Here is a 22576-nt window from a genome sequence, read left to right on the forward strand (position 1 = left end):
CCCTACCCCATGGCGCCTGAGTAGTAGATCTTCTCTCCCAGGTCCGTCCATCCGGTAACCGTGTTCCGGAAAGACGTGAAGGACTCGTACACCCGTCTGCTGTCTTCGTCCGTTTCGACCAGCTGGGCGATGACTTCTTCCGAGTATCCCTTGAGGGTCGTGAGCACGGTATCCGGGAAGCGCCTGAGCTGTACCCCTTCTTCGTTGACCAGTTTCTGAAGGTACTCGTTGTTCCTGGCGTCGAATTCGGACAGTACCCAGTGCGTTGACCGCGCCGCAGCGGTCCGTATCACCGTCTGCAGATAGGCCGGGAGTTCCTCGAAGGCGCTCTTGTTGACCATGAGTTCCGTCACGGTGCCCGGCTCATGCCAACCCGGATAGTAGTAGTACTGGGCCGCCCGGTAGAATCCCATGAGGTAATCGTGGTACGGGCCGATCCATTCGGTGGCGTCGATGACGCCGCGTTCGAGGTTGGTGTAGATCTCGCCGACGGGGGACAGAATGGCCGAACCGCCCGCCCGCTTGATTACATCGCCCCCCAGGCCCGGTATCCGCATCTTCAGTCCCTGGAGGTCGTCGGCGGTGTTGATTTCCTTCCTGAACCAGCCCCCCATCTGGAAACCGGTATTGCCTGCGGGCATGGGGATCAGGTTGAAGGGGGCGTAGATTTCCTCCCATAACTCCAGCCCGCCGCCGCTATAGAGCCAGGCGGTGACCTGTTGCGCGTTCATCCCGAAGGGTACCGAAGAGAAGAACTGCGTGGCGGGCGCTTTCCCCGCCCAGTAGTACGCGGCGCCGTGTCCCATTTCCGCCACTCCCTGGCTGACCGCTTCGAATCCCTCGAGGGCCGGAATCAACTCGCCGCCCGCATACACCGTGATCTTCATCCTCCCCTCGGACATTTCCTCCACCCATTGGGAAAGGAGCCGCGCACTCTCCTGCAATATGGGCAGATTCGGTGTCCAGGTGGTGACCATTTTCCACTCATAGGTCCTGTCCGTACGGATGGCGGGACCGCTACTTTCCTGCCCGGATCCGCAACCAGCCATCAGTGCGGCTCCACCGGCCAATCCGGCCGTGGACGCCGTCTTCAGAAACTCGCGCCGTTTGATCTGGTCCATCCTCTTCCTCCATGAATCGGTTAGTCCCGCATTTGGTTTATATAAGTCGTCCCGCGTCCTGCGGCCGACCGGGAGCAGCCCTCCCAGCCGAACCTTACATCGTATCGGCAAACAGGCTGCTCACCGACTCCCCGTTGTGGATCCTTCGAATCGTCTCAGCCAGGAGCGAAGCGACGGAAAGGATGACCATATGGGGAAGTCGCTTGTCTTCGCCGATGGGTACCGTGTTCGTCGTGACGATTTCGTCGATCCTGGAACAATCTCTGAACCGTTCGATCGCCCCGCCGCTGAATACGCCGTGCGTACAAACGACGGAAACCCGCTGTACGTTGCGTTCTTCCAGCCGTTGGATCAGTTCGATGATGCTGCCGCCGGTGGCGATCTCATCGTCCATGATGATCGCGTTCTTGCCGGATACGTCCCCCACGATCATGTCGATAACGACCTTTTCATCCGAGATGCGGCGCTTGTTGCCCGCCGCCACCGGCAACATCAGCTGCCGCGCGAAATGGGCCGCGTTCTTTGCGTTGCCCAGGTCCGGGGAAACCACCACCGTATTGCTCAGGTCCCGCTGTTGGAAATGTTGGGCCAGTACCTTGATCGCGTTCAGGTGATCTACCGGGATACTGAAAAACCCGTGAACCTGCGGTTGGTGCATTTGCAGGGTGAGTATGCGATTGGCGCCGGCCGTTCCCAGCAGATCGGCGACCAGGCGACCGGCGATGGATATGCGGGGAGCATCCTTCTTGTCGGATCTCGAGTAGGAGTAATAAGGCAGCACGGCGGTGGTGCGCGCCGCCGACGCCCCGCGGGCGGCATCCAGCATCAACAGCAATTCAACCAGGTTCTCCTGCACCGGAGGACCCAGCGGTTGGATGATGTAGACATCGCCTTCCCGGCAGTTCGCATTCAACTGGACCTGGAGGCAGTCGTTGCTGAATCGCGTCAGGGTACTGGCTCTCAGCGGTACGTTCAGATAGTGGCAGACCTCTTCCGACAGCGCGGGATGGGAAGAGCCGCTGAATACCACGATACTGTTCATGTATCCGTCTCTGTACGCGCGACCCGATTCATGCTCCGGGCGGCCTGGAGCCATGCTGCGTGAAGCCACCGTAATCAAGGGAAACCGGGGCCCCGTGTCAAGGACTATATCCGGCCGTTCACGGCGAAATCCGGCCGTTCATGGCGAAGCGGCGATCACGACCAGATGCTTGGAAGCCGTCAGCCTGTCGAGTGTGGGCAGCATCTGTTCTACGTATAGAATGTACGGGCCGGCCGGCAGCCCGCGTCCGTGCTGATCCGTTCCGTCCCAGGTAAAGACATGCCGGCTGGCTACCGTCGTCTGATCGATGAGCGTTTTGAGAAACCGGCCGCGGATATCGAATACCATGGCGTGTAGAATACCGTGGGGGGCGGGCAGGTCGACCGTCACCAGGCAAACGTCTTCGAAGTTGTCGCCATCCGGGGAGAACGGATTGTTGCTGAAATGCACGGAGACGCCGTCCGGTATACGGGAAACATAGAGTGCGTTTCGTCGGCCCGGAGTACCGCCGCCCGTGTCGGCCGATGGTCCCCAGACCGGTGGATCGAAGTCCGGGTTCACCAGTTCCACGGAACGACCAGGGTCGGGATTCAGGGCCTCGTCGTATTCCGCGCCATGGACGGGTTTTCCCACCGCGTCCAGAAGCCATACCTTCGCACCGCTGTTCCGTAGCCTTTCCCAGCCGCCTATCGCTTCCACCACGGTACCGCCGAAGCCGGGATGCGTTTCCCGGAACAGGGCGGCGTCATGGGCAATGACGAGATAGCCCTGGCCTTCGATCGACAGGCCGCCCGAGGAAATGAGGCGCACCCGTTCCACGTGATCCAGCCGCAGCGCGCTGCCGGCAAGATCGACCGCACCGCTACCCCTGTTGTACAGCTCGATCCACTCGGTCCGGTTCGGGCCGGGGTTGAACATGATTTCATTGATGACCACGTTTTCCATCGAACTCCCGGTGTCTTGAGGCGCCATGGGTTCCGAAGGTTCGCCTGGTGCTGCAGGCTCAGCGGGTTCCGACGGTTCCTCGGGCTCTTCCGGCTCCACAGGTTCAGTGGGTTCTTCCGGTTCGGTGGGCTCATCCGGTTCCTCGGGCTTCTCCGGCTGCGCGGGTTTCGTGGGTTCCTCGGGCTCCTCCGGCTGCGCGGGTTCCGTGGGTTCCTCGGGCTCCACCGGTCCGGGCGTGGGAGGAAGGTCGCTCGCCGTGCTGTTTCGAAACCCCGGCGTCGATCCGTCGGGATGAGTGGACGGCACACGGTTGGACCCGTCCGCGGGAAGGTCGAATCGGGGCCGCTCCCACGAGATGCCGTTGCCGCCCGCCGATTCGGTCCACGCGAACTGGTCGATCGTAACCTCGTCTCTTTTGATGAAGACCAGGTCTCCGCTGTTCCCGAGCCCATTGCCCAGTGTTCGGTCTCCCTTGATGGTCAGCATCAGTAGACGGGCAGGATCGCCTGCCGCGGCAACTCGCTCGTTGTATTCGCCTTCGTAGTCCGGATCTACGACAAGCGCGTATGCGCCCGGTGCCAGCACCGTACCCGCCAGGCCGAAGTCATGGGGGCCGGTGAAGTCCGTAATCGTGTCGTTCACGTCCCGCGAATCACCGAGCAGCCAGCCTTCGAGATCCACCGGTCCGTCCCCCGCGTTATAGAGTTCGACGAACTCTCCTTTGGATTCCGAATGGGGATCGGCCAGTACCTCCGAAATGACGATGCCCGTGCCCGCGGCCTTCCCCGCGAAACCGAGACATAGAACGGTGATGGCGAGATGGTATATTCGCATCATGATAAGGAACTCCTTTTGATGATGGTGATTCGGTTGATTTGACCCTCTATTGCCACCTGTTCAAATCAGTCGGAGCCCTATCATGGATCTCGTTTTTGTGTTGACACCGCAGGAAGCCCTTGCGTTAAATGCGATGGGTGTAAATCGGGATCACGCAGGGGGAGCGTTGCATGGCGGAACTCCAAAAAACCGCGCTATATGACCGCCACCTGGCGCTGGGCGCGAAGTTGGTGCCTTTCAGCGGCTGGGAGATGCCGGTTCAGTACGAAGGGATTCTGGCTGAACACCACGCGGTCCGCACGGCGGCCGGTCTCTTCGATGTCTCCCACATGGGCCGCGTAGAGATATCCGGACCGGATGCCGTCGCCTTCGCAAACCACGTCACGGTGAATGACGTCGAACGGCTTAAGCCCTATCGGTCCCAGTATACCCTGGCCTGCCGGACCGACGGCGGCGTCATCGATGACTTCCTGGTATATCGAATGCCGGACCGGTTGCTGGTCGTTCCCAACGCGGGCAACCGGGAAAAGGACCTGGACTGGTTCCGCAGCCATGCCGTCGCGTATGACGTCGAAATCCGGGACCTGAGCCAGGAGAGCATGCTCATCGCGTTGCAGGGCCCCCGCAGCGAGCAGATACTCGATCCGCTGGCGGAGGCCGGACTGGATTCGCTCAGGTTTCAGGGATTTGTCGAAACGCGCGTCGGGGGCATCGATGCCCGCGTCTTTCGTACCGGATACACGGGCGAGGACGGCTTCGAGATCTGGTATCCGGCGGAGCATGCGGCCGCGCTATGGGACCTCTTGCTGGAATCCGGTGCTTCAGGGGGCCTGAAGCCGTGCGGACTCGGGGCAAGAGACACCCTGCGGCTGGAAGCCGGACTCGCGCTCTACGGGCACGAGATCGACGAATCGATCAATCCCATCGAAGCCGGCCTGGGATGGACGGTCAAGCTGAAGAAACCGGACTTCATCGGCCGGGACGCCCTGCTGGGGGTCCGGCGTGAAGGCGTGAAGCGGAAGCTGGTCGGACTGAAGTTGCTGGAACGGGGGATACCCCGGCAGGGCTATGAGATCCTCCACGACCGGGTCCCGGTCGGCCGGGTCGTCAGCGGAGCGATTTCACCCACGCTGGGGCTGGGGATCGGCACGGGTTTCGTGCCCGCTGAACTGGCGGAACCCGGAGCGGACCTGGCGATCGGCATCCGAGGCAGGCACATCGCCGCCGAAGTGGTGAAACTCCCCTTTTATACCGGAAGCCGGAAGTAGGCCGGTCGGCCGGATCACGCTATGCGTTTTCCCGAAGGAAGGCCCTTACCTCATCCGCCCGGGGCAGGCCCTCCGACGCGCCGGGTGTGCCGATCTTGATGGCCGCCGTGGCGTTGGCGAAAGCCGCCATTTCCTCCAGGTTCTCCTTCAACAGAAAACTGTAAAGCAGTCCGCCGGCGAACGCGTCGCCCGCGCCGACCGTGGACCCGGTCCGGACGCGGAAGGCAGGCTGCTCGACCATGCGGTCTTCGGAGGCCGCCAGGCAACCCCGGCCACCCAGCGTCACCGATACGATTCCGACGCCCGCCTCCAGCAGGTCGGCAGCGGCCTCACGGGGAGCTGGCCGGCCCGTGAGCTGTTCCGCTTCCTCCCGGTTGGGCAGGATGATGTCCGTATACTTCACGGCCTCGTGCACGCGGGATTCCAAAGAGGGATTGAGCCAGTACTTTCCCGGATCGAAGGCCACCGTAACGCCGGCGTCGCGGGCCGTGGCCATCGCGTCGAGGATGGCCGCGCAGGTTGATTCGTCTTCAGTCAGCACATGGCCGGTGACATAGAGGATGCGCGCCGACCGGACGAAGTCGGCGGCCAGGCAGTGGGAAGGTATGGCCCGGGAACCCGGGCACACGTAGAACGCATACTCGCCGTCCGGCGTCTCGAACATGCAGGCCAGCGAAGTCGCCCGTCCCTCCATGACGTGGAGATGGGACGTGTCTACGCCGCCGGCTCGCATGCCCTTCACGAATTGGGAACCGGGCGCGTCGTCGCCGATCGCACCGACGAAAGCCGCGTGCGCGCCCAGCCTTGCCGTTCCCATGGCCACGTTCGCGGCCGCACCGCCCGGCCCGACGCGACAGGCATCACCGACCACGCCGGATCCCCGCACGCCTCCACGGCGCCGGTCCGGATGGCGCGGCACACGCATCCACACGTCGAGGTTGCCGTCCCCGACCGCCAACACGTCCAGCGCACGATTCATCGGATGTCCCCGAAACCCGGCCGGCTTAAACGACGCCCATCTTCGAGGTGACGTCTCTTCCATCTGGTCACTGGGTTGCCCTTCCCTTCGTTACGAGAGCATGTCCGAACTGTGCACGGTGGGACACCAGTGCTTCTCGATGAAAGAGACCACCAGGCCGGTGCCCTCATCATGGCTGACGTAGGGCGGCATGGCGGGATTGTACATGGCGTCGGTGAGATCGCGGACCAGCGCCACGGGAACGCCCCAGCGGACCATCTGCTTTATGCCGAAGGTCCTGTGCAGGATGCACATGTTGGTGTGCACGCCCATCATCAGCATGTTGCGGATCCCGTAGTGCCTGAAACATGCATAGATCTGCGCGCCGTTGTCGGACATCAGGTCTTTCTCCTGGTCGATGACGATGTCCGGATGCTGCCGGGACCAGGCGCTGAAGGTCTCGGTTTCGCCCGTATCCGCGCCCTCGTCGGACGCATCTACGGGGAGTGGCGGGTCCGGGAGATCGAGGTCCGGCGGCGTATCCACGGAAGGCACGGACTCGGCTCTTTTCCGCACGGGCGTGTCCCGGTAGAAATCCAGGGTGTCGGACGGGGCGTGCACGATCAGGACGCCGCGGGACCGGCAGGCGGCCGTGACCTCGTTCATCCGGGGGGTCAACGCGTTCAGCCGTTCGACCGCGCCGCGACACCAGTGGGCATCCCAGAGGTCGCACAGCACGAGCGCGGTGCGTTCCGGCTCCCAGCGGACGTCCGTCGTGATCGTTTTCCACACGTTAAAGCCGTTGTCGCGCGCCAGTTCCTGGCGGCGCAGGCTCAGGTCAAGCCGGTTATCTGCCATGACAATGCTCCTATTCAAAGAAAATCCAGGTCGGCCCCCAGGTGGGCGGGCAGGACGTGTTCGGCGTATAACCGGCGCCAACCCCGGCCGGGCTTCGGGGGAGGGACGTGTCCGGCCTTCCGACGGGCCAGTTCCTCCTCGGGAACGCACAGGTCGAGCCGCCGGTTCTCCACATCGAGTTCGATCAGGTCGCCGTCCCGGACGAGCGCCAAAGGGCCGCCGGCCGCGGCCTCGGGGCAACAGTGCAGCACGACCGTACCGTAGGCCGTGCCGCTCATACGCGCATCGGAGACGCGCACCATGTCCATGACCCCCTCTTTCGCCAGGTAAGCCGGTATAGGCAGCGAACCGGCTTCGGGCATGCCCATGGCCACGGGTCCGGCGTTTCGAAGGACGAGCACGTGATCGGGGGTCAGTCCCAGTTTCGGGTCGTCTATCCGTGCGGCCACGTCGTCGGGGGATTCGAATACGGCGGCCGGTCCCCGGTGGCGCTGGCGATCCAGCTCGGCAGCGGCCCGTTTGATCAACGCCCCGTCGGGCGCCAGGCTGCCGCGCAGGACGACCAGGGCGCCGGGTGGACCGATGGGGTCTTCCAGGGTGCCGATGGTATCCTGCCAGGCGGTGGGCGGGGCCGTGTCCGCCAGGATCTCCCCCAGGGACACGCCCTTCACGTTCACGGCACCGAGATCCAGCCTGGATTCCAGGGCCTTCCACAGTACGGGGAGGCCGCCGGCCTTGTGGAAGTCCTCCATGTATCCCGTACCCACGGGTTTGCAGTTCACCAGCACGGGCGTTTTCCGCGCCGCCTCGTGGAGGTCTTCCAGCGTGAGGGTGACACCCGCGCGGCGGGCAATGGCGATGAGGTGGATCACCGCGTTGGTGGACCCGCCCAGCGCCGCGAGCACGACCGACGCGTTGTGGAACGAAGCCCGGGTGAGGAACTTGTGCGGATCCTCCCCGCACTGGGCCAGGTCCACGATGCGCCGGCCCGTCATCACCGCCTGCCGTAGCCGGTCGCCCGATCCGGAGAGCGGCGTGGCCCCGCCGGGGAGCATCAGGCCCAGTGTCGCCGTGAGGCAGGCCATGGTAGAGGCCGTTCCCATGACCATGCACGTTCCGCCCGTGGGGCACAGGGACTGTTCGATTTCGGCGATTTCCTCCCGGTCGATCTCGCCCGCCCGGTGCCGGAGCCAGTACCGCCGGCAGTCCGTGCAGGCGCCTAGACGTTCGCCCTGCCAGCTTCCCGTGCGCATGGCGCCGGTTACCAGCGAGATCGCCGGCAGGCCAGCCGAAACGGCGGCCATCAACTGGGCCGGCACGGTCTTGTCGCAGCCTCCCAGCAGCACGACGCCGTCCATCGGCTGCGAACGGATCATTTCCTCTGTGCCCATGGCCATCAGGTTGCGAAAGAGCATGGAAGTGGGCGAAAGCAGCGTTTCGGCCAGCGAGATGGTGGGGAAGACCAGGGCGAGACCGCCGGCCTGGGCGATCCCGCGCCGGACGCCTTCCACGAGAGCCGGCATATCCCGGTGACACGTGTTGTAATCCGACGACGTGTCGGCGATGCCGATGATCGGGCGGTTGAGGTCTTCGCCGTCATAGCCCGCGGATGACAGGAACGCCCGCCGTAAATAGCGGCTGAACTCCGGATCGCCGTACCGGGTCAGGTTCCGGTCGATTCCCTTTATGCCAGTATCTGCCATGGCTGTTCCAGGTGGCGCATCCGCTCCGGCGTCGCCGTCCTGCGCATCAGGTCCCAACGCAGTTCGCTCCGGTCGGCCGGGAGCCTGCGCCGGAGAAAGGCGAGCTCGGTCTCCGTACGGCAGGACGAACAGGCCAGCATGTTCAGCATGCGACGGCGGTTTCCGCCGCCAAGAGCATTGTGCAGGGTCATCTGGTTGAACACGACGACATCGCCGGGCTCGTTACGCGGGGCGACGCAGGGTACTTCCTCCATTCCCAGGCCCCAAAGCACATGGGTATCGAGATTGCCCTGCCATCCCTGCCGATGGGAACCCGCCACGAATCGGAGAGCGCCGGTCTCAGGGGTCAGGGGATCGAGATACATCGCCCATTTGACCTGGACAACCGGGTCCCCGTGGCAGTCCGGATGCCACATGCCGTCACCGACGTACAGCTCGCCGCCGCTGCCCAGATAGTTGTAGTCCTCCCCCAGAAGGCCCGACAGCAATCCGTCGACACCGGGGTGGTCGAGCAACGTACAGAGTCGTTCGCTGCGTTCGATGAAGCGTCCCAGACTCGACCGGGCGGTTCCGTCGTGCACGATCCCGGCCTCACGGAACACCCGTTCGAATTCCTCGATGATCCAGGGAACCTCCTCGCGCAGGAGGCCCGGCAGGACGAGGTAGCCGAAATCGTGGAAAAACCGCTTTTGTCCGTCGCTCAGTATCATCTTGTGGATCTCCTGGCCCGCCTGGTCCGCCCGTCCAGCTCGATAGCGAGCCGCCTGCTGAAGCATTCTTCAAAGAGTTGCACGCGGTTTCTTGCTTCCGACAATTCGACGGTGACGTCCCGGCCGACCCGTGGAACAACCTTCATGCGCACCTTCCTGCTGCCGGTCTCCAGCCTGACGTCCTCGACGATCTGCGACCGGCTCCGATCCAGGTATTCAGACAGCCTGAGCAGCGAAGACAGCCGGTACACCATGGTCCGTTCTTCCTTCTTCAACAGGGTCTGGTACCGGGAGAAGTCCGGCTTACCGCGCCGGTGATTGAGGCAGAGCCAGGCGATGATCACGATTTCCCGGTGGTCGAATCCGGGCAGGCCGGCATTGAGGATGATATAGGCCGAATGCTTGTGATGATCATAGTAATCGATCACCGTGCCGATGTCGTGCAGCATGGCCGCGGCCCACAGGTACTCCCGTTCGCATTCGCCGTAACCATGCACCTCCTGGAGCTGATCGTACATGGAGAGCGACAAACGGGCGACGTGGCCGGTGTGGGCGCCCTCGTAACCGTATAGCCGCGCCAGGTTAAGGATCGTGAACCGGCGCAACCGGCCGATGCTGTCCGGTCTCGACGAGGGCTTGAACGCCTCTTCGAAGAACAGCCCTTCGCGCAGGCCCTGGCCGCTCACGGTCAGTTTCCGCGCGCCGGTCTTCCGCATCACTGAGGCCACGATCATGGCGCCGGCCAGGATGATGTCCTCTCTTTCCTTCTACAACCCGGGGATCCGCCGCGACCGCTCGGAGACGGGCATGGTCGCGATGCGCTCGGTCAGCTTTTCCACCCGTCGACGTTTCAGTTCGTAACCGTGCACGAGTCCGAGGGGGTACTTGCGTTCCATCCGGTCGATGCGGACCAAGGCGCGGACGACGCCCCCTACGCCGGCGATCGGTACCGTCCCGTGTGCCTTGAGCCAGTCGATGTCCTCCAGCGCCTGGTCGATGTCCGCGTCGAGCCGCTTCGTCTGTCGGGTGGTAACCTCCGGTCCGGGAAAGTAGGTCTCGGTGGTCCTGACCGTACCGAAGGGCGTGGATGCCCCTTTCGCGAACGCGCCGTCCAGGATCAACCCGATCTCCGCGCTGCCGCCGCCGACGTCCAGGATGATCCCATCGAACAGGCCCAGGCTGTTGATCACGCCCACGGTGCTGTAGAACGCCTCTTCTTCGCCGCTGAGCAGCCGGAAGTTCAACCCGGTGCCGCGGGCGATCTCCTCGAGGAAGCACGCGCCGTTCCCGGCATCCCGCACCGCCGCGGTGGCCACGGGCAGTATATGGTCTATGCCCTGGGCGTCACAGAACGACTTGAACATGCGGACGGCGTCCAGCGCCCGGGACCGCGCTGCTGAGCGAAGCCGCCTGCCCCCGGCGATGCCTTCACCCAAGCGGACCCGCCTGCTGACTTCGTCGGTGATCTTGAAAACCCGGTCTTGCGTGAACTGGGCGATCATGAGCCGGGCCGTGTTGGAACCCAGATCGATTATGGCGACCCGTCGCTCGAGCGGCGCGAAGGAATACAATGGGGCCTCATACGACGGAGCTCACGAGGGGCCGTCCGGCGAGTCCCGCCTTGAGGTTCTCGACCGTCCTCCGAGCCATCGCGTCGCGTGTCCGCGTGGTCGCGCTGCCCAGATGCGGCGCGATCACCAGGTTGTCCAGTTTGAGCAGGGGGTGGTCCCGCGGCAGGGGTTCCGGTTCGGTGACGTCCACCGCCGCCGCGGCGATCCAGCCGCTGCTCAGGGCATGGTGAAGGGCGTCATGATCCACGACGGCGCCCCGGGCCAGATTGATCAGGATGGCGGTCTTTTTCATGCGCCGCAGCGCGGCTTCGTTGATCAGCCCACGTGTCTCCTCCGTGAGCGGGCAGTTCAGCGTCACGAAATCCGAGACCTCGAGCAGCGACTCCAGCGAGACGTACCGGGCCCCGTAAAGGCGGTCATCCGGGTCCGGCTTCCGGTTGTGATAGACGATCTCCATGTCGAAACCGCTCGCCCGCCGGGCCACCTGCTTCCCGATGCTGCCCATGCCGATGATGCCGATGGTGCTCCCATGCACTTCGTATCCGTGAAGAATGCTGGGGTCGTAATGCGTGAACCCGGGGCTGCGGGCGAACCGGTCGCCCACGACGACGCGCCGTGCCGCTGCCATCAGGAGCGTAAAGGTCATATCCGCCGTGGCGCCGTCGAGCATGTGGGGCGTGTTCCCCACGGGAATCCCACGCTTGCGGGCCGCTTCCGTGTCGATATGGTCGACGCCTACCCCGAAATTGCTGATGACCTTCAGGTTCGGCATGCGGTCCATCATCTCCCCGTCCGTGGGGGGATGGCCATAGGTGAGATAGGCGTCGACGAGGCGCCACCGTTCGTCTCCGTCGGCCAGGTCGTCGAGCATATGGAAACGGTCTCCGGCATCGAAGAGTTCCATAACCGAGTCCGGCAGGGGTACGTCCAGCAGTATGTGAATGCCCATGGAGGTTCCTGCTCATGCCGAACCGGGATACGACGGGCGTCCGGACCGGGCGGTATGGCTGACAATGTGCCTAAACGACGCCCGATTCGTCGATCGTGAGGTTGCAGGCATCCCCGTCGAGGGTGGCCCGCACGCCAAGGGGCAGCGTCGCCTTGTACGTGCCGTGGCCGATGCCCAGACCGTAGATGACCGGAATCCCCAGTGGTTTCAGGCGGTCGATGAACACTTCCTCGATACTGAAACTGCCGTAGGGGAACGCGGGGTTGTGCGGCGCACTGCCGCACCCGGCGCATTCGCCGATCACGATGCCGGAGACACGGTTCAGCCGGCCCGCCTGTAGCAGTTGCGTGAGCATCCGGTCTATCCGGTGGGGCTCTTCGCCCACGTCTTCGAAGAACAGGACGGCGCCGTCGTAATCGAATTCATAAGGTGTTCCCACCGCGGCCGCGAGCAGCGAAAGCGTTCCCCCGATCAGCGGACCGCTGGCCCGGCCGCCGTGTATGACATGCACCGGCGGCAAGTCGTCGGGGTGCGGAATCTCTCCGATGGGGTCGGTTCCCGCAACCGCCTTCACAAAGGCTTCCCGATTAAAGGATTGAAAAACGGGGCTCATGTCGGATGAGACCATGGGTCCCCAGAAGGTAACCAGTCCGGTATGCCGTTGAATCGCCCCGTGGAGGGCCGTGATGTCGCTGTAGCCGACGAAGACCTTCGGATGGGCGCGGATGACGTCGTATTCCAGGTCGGGTAGCATGCGGACGGACCCGTATCCCCCGCGAAGACATGCGATACCGTTGATTTCCGGGTCGGCGAACATGGCCTGGAGGTCGGCCAGGCGGTCGGCGTCCCTGCCGGCCAGGAATCCGTGCCGATCCGAAAGGTGCGGTGCGTTCACCGTGCGAAATCCGAGGGCTTCGATCGACCGGCGGCCGTTCTTCAGGGCACTCGGCAGGGCCGAGCGGCTTGCCGGTGCGACGATCCCGATGGTATCTCCCGGTTTCAATGCCGGGGGTTTCAAAATATCCATGCTAAATGAATATAGATTCGCGGGTATCGCCGTCAACTTCTTTGCCCGCCGGTTTACGGGCAGTCGAATTCTGTTGTCAACCCGGTATCCAGCCCTATTTTTGGAGCGGATAGTTTGAATAAACCGTGCTGTATCGTGTATACATTCCTGATGTGCGTACAGACCTGAAAAATGCCGGATTCCCGAGCCTTGGAACCATGACGAAGAAGCGCTTTTCCCGCCGGTCGTTTATCGCCAGCACCGCTCAGGCGACCGGAGGCGTGATCACCCTGGGCGTGCTGTCCCGTACCGGCGCGCTGGACGCCCAGGAGGCGCCGCCCTTCGAACACGAATGGCAGCACCTGGACGCGCACCAGGGACGCACCGTGGACGCGCTGACCCGGATGATCATGCCGTCTGATGACAACGGTCCGGGCGCGGCGGAAGCCCGGGTAGTCGTCTATATCGACCGGGCGCTGGGCGCACACCGGTCCGATTACAGGGAGACGTATGAATCGGGCCTGGCCGCCTTTGACCAGTACTGCCTGAATGCGCACGAAGCGCCGTTCATGGAACTGGACGCCAGGACACAACGTCGGGCGCTGATGGGCATGGACCGACCGAGGTCTCCCGGGACCTGGCCGGAGGACGCCCCCATGGGCGCCCGGGACTTCCTGCGCATGGTGGTTACCCATACCATGGAGGGCATGTTCAGCGATCCGTCCTACGGCGGCAACTACCGTGAGACCGGCTGGAAACTGATCCGGTTTCCGGGCCGCGCGCCGTTCGGCTACGATCCACCCTTCAGCGAATTCGACATGACCATTCCGGAAACCGAATATCCCGAATGGAAACCCTACGACGGTCCCATGAAGAGCCGGATCATAGGCGAGGAGTAGCTCCGAAGTCTCCATGTCCCTACCCAATCCCAACATACGACGGCCGGACGTAATCATCATCGGCACCGGTGCCGCGGGCGCGGTCCTGGCGAAGGAATTGAGCACGAAAGGACTGCGCGTGGTCGCCATGGAAATGGGATCTTTTCTTAAGACCCGCCATTTCGACCAGGACGAGCTTCAGGCCATGCATCCCGCCAGCAACAATCCGGACCATCCCAACATCTACCGCCACGACCAGCCCAATACGTACCGGCAGTCGGCGGACGATCAGGCCTCCGAGGATCACGGAATCCACATGCAGAGCACGGTGGGGGGCAGCACGCTCCACTACACGGGCATTTCATGGCGGCTGCACGAGAACGATTTCAAAGAGCGCAGCCTCTACGGCGACCTGGACGGCGCCGACGTGCAGGACTGGCCCATCGACTATTGGGACCTGGAACACTACTACGAGAAAGCCGAATACGAGATCGGCATTTCGGGCCTGGCCGGCGCCAATCCCTTCGATCCGCCGCGCCGCCGGCCTTATCCCATGCCGCCCGTGCCGCGGACCAGCTCAGGCGCCCTGGCCGACCTGGCCGCCCGGAAACTCGGCTGGCATTCCTACCCGGCGCCCCTGGCCATCAACTCCCGGGAATACGGCGGAAGATCGCCGGTCATGAACTGTGGTTTCTGCGAAAGCTACGTCTGTACCATCCAGGCGCGGTCCAGCATGCTGGTCACCATGATTCCGCAGGCGCTGCGTACGGGTAACTGCCAGATCCGGGCCGACGCCTGCGTGCGGGAGATCGTGGTCGACGAGGACGGCAGGGCGGAAGGGGTCATCTACCTGGACAAGGACCTGCGCGAACACCGATTGGAAGCCCGCGCGGTGATCGTGTGCTGCAACGGCGTCCATACTCCGCGTCTGCTGCTCATGTCGAAATCCAATCTCTTTCCGGACGGCCTGGCCAACAGCAGCGGCAAGGTGGGCAAGCACCTGATGTTCAACTACTACCAGTCCGCCCGGGGGTTCTTCGAGAAGGACCTGAACGAGTACAAGGGCGTCATGGATTCCCGGATCATTCAGGATTTCTACGACCCGGACCCGGACAAGTACGGATTCTTCGGTGGGGGCGTGGTCGAACCGCGGGGCGACGGCGAGACTATTTCCTTCGCCAACCTGAACATGCCGCGCCTGCGCAGGTGGGGCGCCCGGCGCAAGAAGTGGATCATGGACAACTACACCCGGTACATGGTCGCCCTCACCAGCATGCAGTCCATGTCCCAGGAGTCCAATACGATCGACCTAGACCCCGACGTCAAGGACAAGTGGGGCCTGCCCGTCCCGCGCGTGACCTACAATGTGCATTCCAATGAACATAAACTCGGGGACTTCTTCCGCGAACGCGCCCGGGAACTGCTTGATGCAGCCGGCGCCCACGGGGTCGTGGCCTCACCGAATTTCGTACCCCGCGGCGATGCCCATCTGATGGGCACCTGCCGCATGGGCAACGATCCGGCGACGTCGGTGGTGAACAAGTTCAACCAGGCCCACGACGTGGACAACCTGTTCATCGTGGATGGTTCGTCTTTCGTCACCAGTGGCAAAAGCAATCCGACGCTGACGATTCAGGCGCTGGCCTTCCGCTGCGCGGATTACATCGTCACCCAGATGGCCAGGCTGAATATCAGGTAGCAGGTTCGCGCTTTAGAACGTGTTTAAATCACTTTAACTGTGGAGGCAAGATCATGGGTTTCGGGAGTGTACTGAAGAACGGCTTTACGCGGCGGCGGTTCATGAAGGGCGCCCTTTTTGGTGCCGGCGCCGTGGCCACCGGTTCCGCCTGGGCGGTCCAGGAGATCGCTCAGGCGATGGCGACCGGAAAGAAGGCCGGCGACGTCCGCGGATACGGCGTCGAGCCGGGCCGGGTAAATATCGGCTCCAATGAGAACCCCCTCGGCGCGTCCCCGCGCGCTGTGGCGGCCATCGCCGAGAACCTGCACAAGATCAACCGGTACGATTTCGGTGTGGATCTGCCCGTCCGCCTCAACAAGATGCACGACGTCCCGGGTGTAGAGGGTTTCGAACTGAGTTTTGAAGACATGCGGTCGTTCATGCGTTTTCGTGAGCTGAACCGGGTCATGGTTACGCCGGGTTCCGGTCCCATTCTTCAGGCGCTCGCCGTCATGGCCGCAAGCGACGGCGGGGAATGCATCGAGGCGGTGCCTGGATATGGATCGGTCGCGCGGGGCTTTCAGAGTTTTCAGATGATGGGGAAGGACGTCAGTGTCGTCCGCGTGCCGACCACGGGTGACTTCGTGCACGACCTCAGCGCCATGAAAGCGGCCATCACCCCGAAAACGTCCCTGATCGTCGTCACCAATCCCAACAATCCTACCGGAACGATCGTGCCCTACGACGAACTGGTGTCCCTGGTGGATGCGGCGCCCGAGCAGGCCATCGTGCTCATCGACGAAGCCTATATCCACTTCGTACGCGACCCGAACTACCAGGATGCCGTCAAACTCGCCCTGGAGCGGGAAAACGTGGTGGTCGCCCGTACCTTCTCCAAGATCTACGGCCTGGCCGGCATGCGCATTGGTTACGCCGTCGGCGGTCAGCGCATGATGAATATGCTGATGGCACACATGGGATTCTTCGGGGGCGGACTGAGCACGCTGGGCATGCACGCGGCGCTTGCGGCCATTGACGATGTTGAATTCGTCGACCGCACGCTGAAGGTCGTGAACGACGGCAAGGACTACCTGTCCGCCGAGTTCGACCGTCTGGGACTGGAATACACGCCGAGTCACGGCAATTACATGATCGTGAACATCGGGCGCGACAGCCGCCGGATGTCCGGCGCACTGTTCAGGCGCGGCGTCATGGTCCGGAGTGGTTCCGGATACCGCACCCGTGAGGTCGATCTCCTTGGCAACCACCTGCGGGTGACCATCGGCAAGCCCGATGAACTCGAGGTCTTCGTGAATGAACTCGAGGATATCCTCGGAGGCTCGAGCCAGGGTTAGACAGGCGATCGATATGGAAGCAAACAGGACCAGCCCCCGGTGGTACATTCTGCCGGGGGCTTTGCCTGTTTATAGGGTCTTTGCAGGATCGCCCGTAAGTATACCACAGAATATGCGGCAGCTCGCGGGCGGTTGGAGGTCGTAGACCAAAGGAGTTCATCGTCATGGCGTCAGACGAACGGACAGGCCGCCGAATCCACCGAAACCGTGAATCGGTGCCACGCACCGCCGAGATCATCCGGCAGACCCTGTACCAGCGCAAGTATACCGTTATCGCGGTGATCCTCATGATGCTTGCGGGATCGGCCGTCATGCTGGTCCAGCCCCTGTTCTACAAAATGCTGTTCGACCGTGTGATTCCCGAATCGGATACCGGTCTCCTGTGGTGGCTGCTGGCGGGGATGGTGGCGACCCCCCTGATAGCGATCGGCATCTCCTACTTCGAGGGACACCTCAGGGTGCGTATAGGTTATGCGGTAACGGTGGCCCTGCGTAAGACGGTCCTGAACCATCTGCTGCACGCGAGGCTCGATGCCATAGAGCAGGTCCCAAGAGGCAGCATGGTCTATCGCGTGACTCGTGATGCCGGCAAGATCGGCGACATGTACATAAAGCAGGAACTGCTGCCTGTGGTTTCAAGCACGATCGTGCTGGCCGGTGTCCTGGTCGTGATGTTCGTACTGAACGCCGAGCTGGCGGCCGTGTTCTGTGCCGCGTTGCCGGCGACCTATCTCGTGACCCGGTACCTGACCCGGTATTCGAAGGAAATGGACCGCGAGGTAAACGACCAGGGCAAGGTATCGGAGAGCTTTCTTTACGAAGTATTCAACGCCTTCCGGACGATACGCATGTTCAGCGGAGAGGGACACGCCATGAAGCGGTGGGCCGAGCACATGGATAGATTCAACCGAATCAGGATACGCGGAGCGGCCCTTCACGATATCATGCTCACCTTTCCGAACGAGGTCATCAACGGCCTGGTACTCGGCGTGCTGCTGGGATACGGTGCGTTCCAGGCCATGGACGGGGCGGTCACCATCGGCAGCCTGGTGGCAATCATGGCCTATGCGCCGCGGGCGTACGCCGCGCTGCGGACGGTGCTCACCACCTATACCGGAACGCGGCTGATCAAGGTCTCGGTCGAAAGTCTGAATGAGCTGTTCGATCTTCCCCTGGAACCGGGTCTGCGAGGATCCTTCAGCCCTCAACCGGCCGGAGTCGAACCGCCGGCCGGAGTCGAACCGCCGAACATCGAGTTCGTCAACGTTAGTTTCAGTTACGAACGGGGCTATGAGCTGAAGGACCTGTCGTTCAGGGTGAACGGCGGTGAATTCGTCGGTATCGTGGGGCCCAGCGGTGGGGGAAAGACCACGATCATCGATCTGCTGACCCGATTGCAGGAACCGGAAAGCGGTCGGATCGCCGTCGCCGGACGGGACATTCGCGAGATGTCCCTCGAATCGCTACGGAACCAGATCGCCGTGGTCTCCCAGGACGTATTCATCTGGAACGCCACGCTCGCCGAAAACATCGCTTATCCGGATACCGGCTATCGTCCGGAGGCGGTTGAACAGGCCGTGCGTGCTTCGGCATTGGAAGCGTTCATCGATGGCCAGCCGAAGGGCCTCGAAACGATCGCGGGAGAGGGCGGTGTCGCGCTTTCGGGCGGCGAGAAACAACGCATCGCCCTGGCACGGGCTTTCATGCGTGAACGTTCGCGGATACTGATTCTCGACGAGGCCACTTCCGCCCTGGATGCCTTGGCCGAGGAGAAGATCAGGACGGCCGTTGAAGAGGCAAGAATCGGACGAACCACGATCGCCATAGCCCATCGCCTGTCCACGATTCGCCATGCCGACCGTATCCTGGTCATCGACGGAGGAAAACTGGTCGAATCGGGCACGCCGCGTGAACTCGTGGAACGCGGCGGTATCTTCGCCCGAATGTACGACGCTCAGGCGCTGGATTTCGAGTAGTAAGTGATTGCTCAAACTTACCGGTTAGTCTCGACAATGATCTGATGATTGAAACTGTTTATGAAACAACATAATTGTAAATCACGTCTAACGGATACCATCACACACCTACCATCATTGTCACATTAGTCAGGTTTTACCCATTTCCGCTAAACGAAGGTATTGGAGGAAAGGGTCAATGAGAGGTTGACTATGAACAAGAAGTGGGTTTTTGCTCTTTTACCTGTCGCACTGTTAATCAAGCTTGGACTAGCTTTATGGGTCTATTGGGTTACAGTGCTGGCTGTGTGGTTCCTCTGGCCCTGGGTCGTTCCCGAGCTTCTTCCTGGTTTTGTGAGTCAAGAGATGATCGTTGGTTCACTTTCTTGGATCACGTCCATGAAAGTTGCGATCGTAATCGTGTTAATCGGTCTAGGAATAAGACTCGCAGTCTCTAGACTTGGTGAACCAGACTTTGGTGAGTCAGACTAGACCTCGGAATAAAATAAGAACACCTACAGGACCGGGCTTTCCAGGAACACGGTCACGCCCATATCGACGTACTTCCCCCGATCTTTTGGGGCGTGGTTCCTGAAGCACACCATCGTTTCCGAATCGCCAAGCTGGTCGACCACGTGCCGAACGCAGTCGTCCACGTCCCGGAAGGGGTGCTGCGGGTGGGCTTCGATACTGTACATGAGGTCGTTCGGGCCGAAGGACAGGCAGTCCACGCCCGCCCTGGCCAGTTTCCGCGCGGCGGTCACCGCAGGTATGGATTCAAGCTGCATCATCAGCACGCCGTAGTTGTTCCACCACGCGGCGTACTGCAGCCGGTCGTCCCCGACTTCGCCCACTTTGCGCCGCGCCCCGCCTCCCCAGCTTCGCGTGCCCTGCTGTGGATAGTAGAAGAAGTTGACCGCTTCCTCGACCGTCGCTTCCGTTTCAACCTGGGGTACTTCGATCCCCGCGGGACCGAGGTCGAGCAGGTTGCCGACCAGGTAGCTGTGATAGGTGTGCTTAATACGGAACATGACGTCGGCATCCAGTGTATCGGCCCGGTCGCAGAATTCCACCAGCCGTTCCTCGCTGAAGGCGCTGTGCTGTCCATCCACCCAGAGAAAATCAAACGCTCCGGATTCGACGATCTTTTTCAACTGGTCCCGGGTATGGGTCATGCCGACATTGGCGCCAATGACCTGATCGCCCGCACCGATGCGTTGTTTCAGATTGCTCTCCGCCATGTGCTTCTCCTGTCGTGGTTATTAGCGGCCATCCATGTGGATAATGTTCATTGGAGTAATGAGGATCTGTGGACGTGCCTGTCCCGCCTGAACCGTCCTTACACGGTCCGGGCAACCACGATTATAATGTGCGATGTCCCTTTTTGATAGTCCAAATTGGGGATATGGACATTCATTGGCCATTTCGCGGTTGCCGGAACTTCCGGCCGGTCTATCTTGACATCAGACCGCCATCCCCGAGTTCAGGCTGAACAGGCCCGACGTTCAGGCTGGGTAGGCCCGGTACCCAGTCCGCCACGACCGCATTGGAGGAACCCGATGTATCTGCACGATGTCGTAAACTGGACCGATTTCGATGAGGAAACGCTCAGCTTCTATCGCGCGATAAGCGTGGACATGATCCAGCTGGACCTCAGGACGGGGGGCGAATCCGAGGCTGAACGGCACGTGAGAGCCGGCAAGGACAGCACGGAACTGTTCGAACGGGCCCGGGAGAGGACGGAGTCTCACGGATTGAAGCTGCAGACCGTATTCATGCCGGTCCTGGAGGGGATCACCCTGGCCACAGCGGACCGGGACGAGGAACTGTGCGCATTCCTGCGGCTCATCGAAAGCCTGGGAAAAGCGGGTATACCGACCCTGGCCTGGAATTTCAAGCCGATGGGCAATTTCCGGACCACCTCCGACATCGGCCGCGGCGGCGCGGTGTACAGTACCTTCGACTATGCCGAATTCGACCGGCACCGTCCTCCGCCCCACGATCCGCCCGTCTCCGAGGCGGTGATGTGGGACAACATGGTCTCCTTCATGCGCGCCGCGGTCCCGGCGGCCGAGAAGGCCGGCGTCAACCTGGCGCTTCACCCGGACGATCCGCCAATTCCCGAACCACTGGGCGGCGTCGCGCAGATCTGTTCCACGCTGGAGCAGTTCGGACGCATCTTCGACGCGGTGCCCAGCGATCATCACAGGATGCTCTTCTGCCAGGGCTGCATGACCGAACTGGCCGGTCCTCAGCGGGTTTTCGATATCATTGCCGAGATGGCCTCCCGGAACAAGATCGCCCTGGTCCACTTCCGGAACGTGCGGGGTAAATTACCGAGGTTCGCCGAAGTCTTCATCGACGAAGGCGAAGTGGACATGCGCCGGGCTATGGAAACCTACCGCGACAACGGGTACGAAGGGCCTTTCGGCATGGACCACACTCCAGGGTTTCCCCAGGCGCGGGCCGGATGGGCCGGTCGTGCCTTTGCAAACGGCTACATCCGCGCCACGATCCAGACGGTCTACGGCCGGTAGGAGAACCGAACATGCGAATCACCCATTTTGAAATTCTGCGCGTTCCACCAAGCTGGGTATGGCTGAAGATCCACACGGACACCGAGTTGTTCGGGTGGGGCGAACCCTACCTGGAAAACCACCCTGAAAGCGTCATTGCCGAGGTGCGGCGCCTGGAGCCGCTACTTGTCGGGAAAGACCCCTGCCGCGTCGAATCGCTCTGGCATACCATGTACGAGGGCGGTTCCGGCTACGTGGGCGGTCCGGTGAAGATGAGCGCAATCAGCGGGATCGACATGGCGCTATGGGATCTCGCGGGCAAGGCCGCGGGACTGCCGGTCCACGGCATGCTTGGCGGGGCTTGCCAGGACCGGATTCGAATGTACCGCGCCGTGGGAGGGCAACTGCCCTGGTGCGTCGAGCCCGGTCAGCCCTACGACGCGGGTTGGGATCCTTCCCGGGAACCGGACTGGAATTTCCCGGAGGGCCACGAGGAAGCGGCCCGGGTAATTATAGAAGAATGGGGATTCCGATGTATGAAACTGCACGTGGGCATGGGCACCGGGCTGGAGCCTACCGCCGAAGTCGACCGGATCGCCGAAGCCTACGCCGCCGTGCGGAAGGGCGCCGGTCCCGACGTGGAGGTGGCCGTGGACATCCACAATCCCCACCCCGTGATGGCGAAACAGATGATTTCCGCGCTCACGCCCCATCGTCCGCTGTTCATCGAGGAACCCATGCCCGTGGAACGGGTCGACGTGCTCGCGGACATCGCGCGCAACAGCGAAATCCCCATCGCCGCAGGGGAAAGGTGGATGGGCAAGTGGATTTTTTACGATGCCCTGCGCAAGAACGCCCTTTCCGTGATGCAGCCGGACCTGTGCCACGCCGGCGGCATCACCGAGTGTCACAAGATCGCGGTGATGGGTGAAAGCGCCTACGCGAAACTCGCCCTGCACTGCCCGTTGAGCCCCCTGGCCCTGGCCGCGTCCATCCAGGTCGACGCCTGCGCGTCGAATTTCCTCGTCCAGGAACACAACGAAGTGAACTGCTGGCGCGAGGGGGGAAGGACGTTCATCGGCAAGGGCTACTTCGCCGAGCCTTTCGTGCTGGACGAGGACGGTTGCGTGGCGGTGCCCCAGGGACCGGGACTCGGTGTGGACATCGATCCGGTGGGTTTCGAACAGATCATGGCCCGGCCGTGGCGGGATGTGCGGGGCTAAACC

General features: G+C 62.3%; 20 protein-coding genes. 8 read left to right on the plus strand and 12 right to left on the minus strand.

The window, feature by feature from the left end; all coding sequences use genetic code 11:
• Positions 1–2: 2 nt before the first annotated feature.
• The 3 genes from F4X08_08110 to F4X08_08120 form a co-directional block, all read right to left on the minus strand.
• Positions 3–1121, minus strand: coding sequence for a TRAP transporter substrate-binding protein (locus F4X08_08110; GenBank protein MYD25762.1), 1119 nt, complete (start codon positions 1119–1121; stop codon positions 3–5).
• 94 nt (positions 1122–1215) lie between these two features.
• Entirely contained in the window at positions 1216–2163 is a 948-nt protein-coding gene (locus tag F4X08_08115; GenBank protein MYD25763.1) for a ribose-phosphate pyrophosphokinase, read from the minus strand.
• Positions 2164–2301: 138 nt separating this feature from the next.
• Positions 2302–3945: a hypothetical protein gene (locus tag F4X08_08120; GenBank protein MYD25764.1), complete on the minus strand. Its 1644-nt coding sequence runs from the start codon at positions 3943–3945 to the stop codon at positions 2302–2304.
• Positions 3946–4115: 170 nt separating this feature from the next.
• Here F4X08_08120 and gcvT point away from each other — a divergent pair, with 170 nt between their 5' ends.
• Positions 4116–5213 (plus strand): glycine cleavage system aminomethyltransferase GcvT, encoded by a 1098-nt coding sequence (gene gcvT, locus F4X08_08125; protein MYD25765.1) that lies wholly within the window; start codon positions 4116–4118, stop codon positions 5211–5213.
• 19 nt (positions 5214–5232) lie between these two features.
• Here the strand turns inward: gcvT and F4X08_08130 are convergent, their stop codons facing one another.
• The 8 genes from F4X08_08130 to F4X08_08165 all read right to left on the minus strand — a co-directional run bounded on the left by F4X08_08130 (position 5233) and on the right by F4X08_08165 (position 12989).
• A complete protein-coding gene (locus F4X08_08130) occupies positions 5233–6255 on the minus strand; it encodes a carbohydrate kinase family protein (GenBank protein MYD25766.1) in 1023 nt (340 codons plus the stop codon).
• Between the two features lie 27 nt (positions 6256–6282).
• On the minus strand, positions 6283–7029 hold the full coding sequence (locus tag F4X08_08135) for an isochorismatase (GenBank protein ID MYD25767.1): 747 nt from the start codon (positions 7027–7029) through the stop codon (positions 6283–6285).
• 14 nt (positions 7030–7043) lie between these two features.
• Positions 7044–8732 (minus strand): dihydroxy-acid dehydratase, encoded by a 1689-nt coding sequence (locus F4X08_08140; protein MYD25768.1) that lies wholly within the window; start codon positions 8730–8732, stop codon positions 7044–7046.
• The gene (locus F4X08_08145) at positions 8714–9508 is read right to left on the minus strand and encodes a phytanoyl-CoA dioxygenase family protein (protein MYD25769.1); all 795 of its coding nucleotides are present in this window, start codon (positions 9506–9508) and stop codon (positions 8714–8716) included. The genes F4X08_08140 and F4X08_08145 overlap by 19 nt, the downstream gene beginning before the upstream one ends.
• Positions 9439–10176 (minus strand): HD domain-containing protein, encoded by a 738-nt coding sequence (locus F4X08_08150; protein MYD25770.1) that lies wholly within the window; start codon positions 10174–10176, stop codon positions 9439–9441. The genes F4X08_08145 and F4X08_08150 overlap by 70 nt, the downstream gene beginning before the upstream one ends.
• Positions 10177–10209: 33 nt before the next feature.
• Positions 10210–11013: a hypothetical protein gene (locus tag F4X08_08155; GenBank protein MYD25771.1), complete on the minus strand. Its 804-nt coding sequence runs from the start codon at positions 11011–11013 to the stop codon at positions 10210–10212.
• A 7-nt stretch (positions 11014–11020) separates the two neighbouring features.
• The gene (locus F4X08_08160) at positions 11021–11962 is read right to left on the minus strand and encodes a D-glycerate dehydrogenase (protein MYD25772.1); all 942 of its coding nucleotides are present in this window, start codon (positions 11960–11962) and stop codon (positions 11021–11023) included.
• Between the two features lie 70 nt (positions 11963–12032).
• Positions 12033–12989 carry an LD-carboxypeptidase gene (locus F4X08_08165; protein MYD25773.1) on the minus strand — a complete coding sequence of 319 codons (957 nt, stop codon included), beginning with the start codon at positions 12987–12989 and terminating at the stop codon, positions 12033–12035.
• Between the two features lie 197 nt (positions 12990–13186).
• Between F4X08_08165 and F4X08_08170 the strand changes: the two genes are divergently transcribed.
• The 5 genes from F4X08_08170 (at position 13187) to F4X08_08190 (ending at position 19326) form a co-directional block, all read left to right on the plus strand.
• Entirely contained in the window at positions 13187–13867 is a 681-nt protein-coding gene (locus F4X08_08170) for a gluconate 2-dehydrogenase subunit 3 family protein (protein MYD25774.1), read from the plus strand.
• Positions 13868–13880: 13 nt separating this feature from the next.
• Entirely contained in the window at positions 13881–15545 is a 1665-nt protein-coding gene (locus F4X08_08175; protein MYD25775.1) for a GMC family oxidoreductase, read from the plus strand.
• A gap of 53 nt (positions 15546–15598) precedes the next feature.
• Positions 15599–16879: an aminotransferase class I/II-fold pyridoxal phosphate-dependent enzyme gene (locus tag F4X08_08180; protein ID MYD25776.1), complete on the plus strand. Its 1281-nt coding sequence runs from the start codon at positions 15599–15601 to the stop codon at positions 16877–16879.
• 164 nt (positions 16880–17043) lie between these two features.
• The gene (locus F4X08_08185; GenBank protein ID MYD25777.1) at positions 17044–18855 is read left to right on the plus strand and encodes an ABC transporter ATP-binding protein; all 1812 of its coding nucleotides are present in this window, start codon (positions 17044–17046) and stop codon (positions 18853–18855) included.
• A gap of 192 nt (positions 18856–19047) precedes the next feature.
• Positions 19048–19326: a hypothetical protein gene (locus F4X08_08190; protein ID MYD25778.1), complete on the plus strand. Its 279-nt coding sequence runs from the start codon at positions 19048–19050 to the stop codon at positions 19324–19326.
• Positions 19327–19349: 23 nt separating this feature from the next.
• Here F4X08_08190 and F4X08_08195 read toward each other — a convergent pair whose 3' ends face one another.
• A complete protein-coding gene (locus F4X08_08195; GenBank protein ID MYD25779.1) occupies positions 19350–20075 on the minus strand; it encodes a hypothetical protein in 726 nt (241 codons plus the stop codon).
• Between the two features lie 318 nt (positions 20076–20393).
• Between F4X08_08195 and F4X08_08200 the strand changes: the two genes are divergently transcribed.
• Together F4X08_08200 and F4X08_08205 are read left to right on the plus strand one after the other, a co-directional pair.
• Complete coding sequence (locus tag F4X08_08200) at positions 20394–21371, plus strand: TIM barrel protein (GenBank protein ID MYD25780.1); 978 nt, start codon at positions 20394–20396, stop codon at positions 21369–21371.
• Entirely contained in the window at positions 21305–22573 is a 1269-nt protein-coding gene (locus tag F4X08_08205) for a D-galactonate dehydratase (protein ID MYD25781.1), read from the plus strand. Before F4X08_08200 ends, F4X08_08205 begins: the two co-directional genes overlap by 67 nt.
• Positions 22574–22576 lie beyond the last annotated feature (3 nt).

This window comes from Gemmatimonadota bacterium (genome assembly GCA_009841265.1).
In the GTDB taxonomy this organism is placed as follows: Bacteria; JAAXHH01; JAAXHH01; order JAAXHH01; family JAAXHH01; genus JAAXHH01.

Excerpts from the sequence above, each read along its gene's own strand:
- F4X08_08190 (MYD25778.1), top strand. The coding sequence starts at position 19,048 with ATGAACAAGAAGTGGGTTTTTGCTCTTTTACCTGTCGCACTGTTAATC.
- F4X08_08185 (MYD25777.1), top strand. The coding sequence starts at position 17,044 with ATGGCGTCAGACGAACGGACAGGCCGCCGAATCCACCGAAACCGTGAA.
- F4X08_08135 (MYD25767.1), bottom strand. The coding sequence starts at position 7,029 with ATGGCAGATAACCGGCTTGACCTGAGCCTGCGCCGCCAGGAACTGGCG.
- F4X08_08205 (MYD25781.1), top strand. The coding sequence starts at position 21,305 with ATGGGCCGGTCGTGCCTTTGCAAACGGCTACATCCGCGCCACGATCCA.
- F4X08_08110 (MYD25762.1), bottom strand. The coding sequence starts at position 1,121 with ATGGACCAGATCAAACGGCGCGAGTTTCTGAAGACGGCGTCCACGGCC.
- F4X08_08145 (MYD25769.1), bottom strand. The coding sequence starts at position 9,508 with ATGCTTCAGCAGGCGGCTCGCTATCGAGCTGGACGGGCGGACCAGGCG.
- F4X08_08150 (MYD25770.1), bottom strand. The coding sequence starts at position 10,176 with ATGATCGTGGCCTCAGTGATGCGGAAGACCGGCGCGCGGAAACTGACC.
- F4X08_08130 (MYD25766.1), bottom strand. The coding sequence starts at position 6,255 with ATGGAAGAGACGTCACCTCGAAGATGGGCGTCGTTTAAGCCGGCCGGG.
- F4X08_08160 (MYD25772.1), bottom strand. The coding sequence starts at position 11,962 with ATGGGCATTCACATACTGCTGGACGTACCCCTGCCGGACTCGGTTATG.
- F4X08_08115 (MYD25763.1), bottom strand. The coding sequence starts at position 2,163 with ATGAACAGTATCGTGGTATTCAGCGGCTCTTCCCATCCCGCGCTGTCG.
- F4X08_08140 (MYD25768.1), bottom strand. The coding sequence starts at position 8,732 with ATGGCAGATACTGGCATAAAGGGAATCGACCGGAACCTGACCCGGTAC.
- F4X08_08180 (MYD25776.1), top strand. The coding sequence starts at position 15,599 with ATGGGTTTCGGGAGTGTACTGAAGAACGGCTTTACGCGGCGGCGGTTC.
- F4X08_08165 (MYD25773.1), bottom strand. The coding sequence starts at position 12,989 with ATGGATATTTTGAAACCCCCGGCATTGAAACCGGGAGATACCATCGGG.
- F4X08_08175 (MYD25775.1), top strand. The coding sequence starts at position 13,881 with ATGTCCCTACCCAATCCCAACATACGACGGCCGGACGTAATCATCATC.
- gcvT (MYD25765.1), top strand. The coding sequence starts at position 4,116 with ATGGCGGAACTCCAAAAAACCGCGCTATATGACCGCCACCTGGCGCTG.
- F4X08_08120 (MYD25764.1), bottom strand. The coding sequence starts at position 3,945 with ATGATGCGAATATACCATCTCGCCATCACCGTTCTATGTCTCGGTTTC.
- F4X08_08170 (MYD25774.1), top strand. The coding sequence starts at position 13,187 with ATGACGAAGAAGCGCTTTTCCCGCCGGTCGTTTATCGCCAGCACCGCT.
- F4X08_08200 (MYD25780.1), top strand. The coding sequence starts at position 20,394 with ATGTATCTGCACGATGTCGTAAACTGGACCGATTTCGATGAGGAAACG.
- F4X08_08195 (MYD25779.1), bottom strand. The coding sequence starts at position 20,075 with ATGGCGGAGAGCAATCTGAAACAACGCATCGGTGCGGGCGATCAGGTC.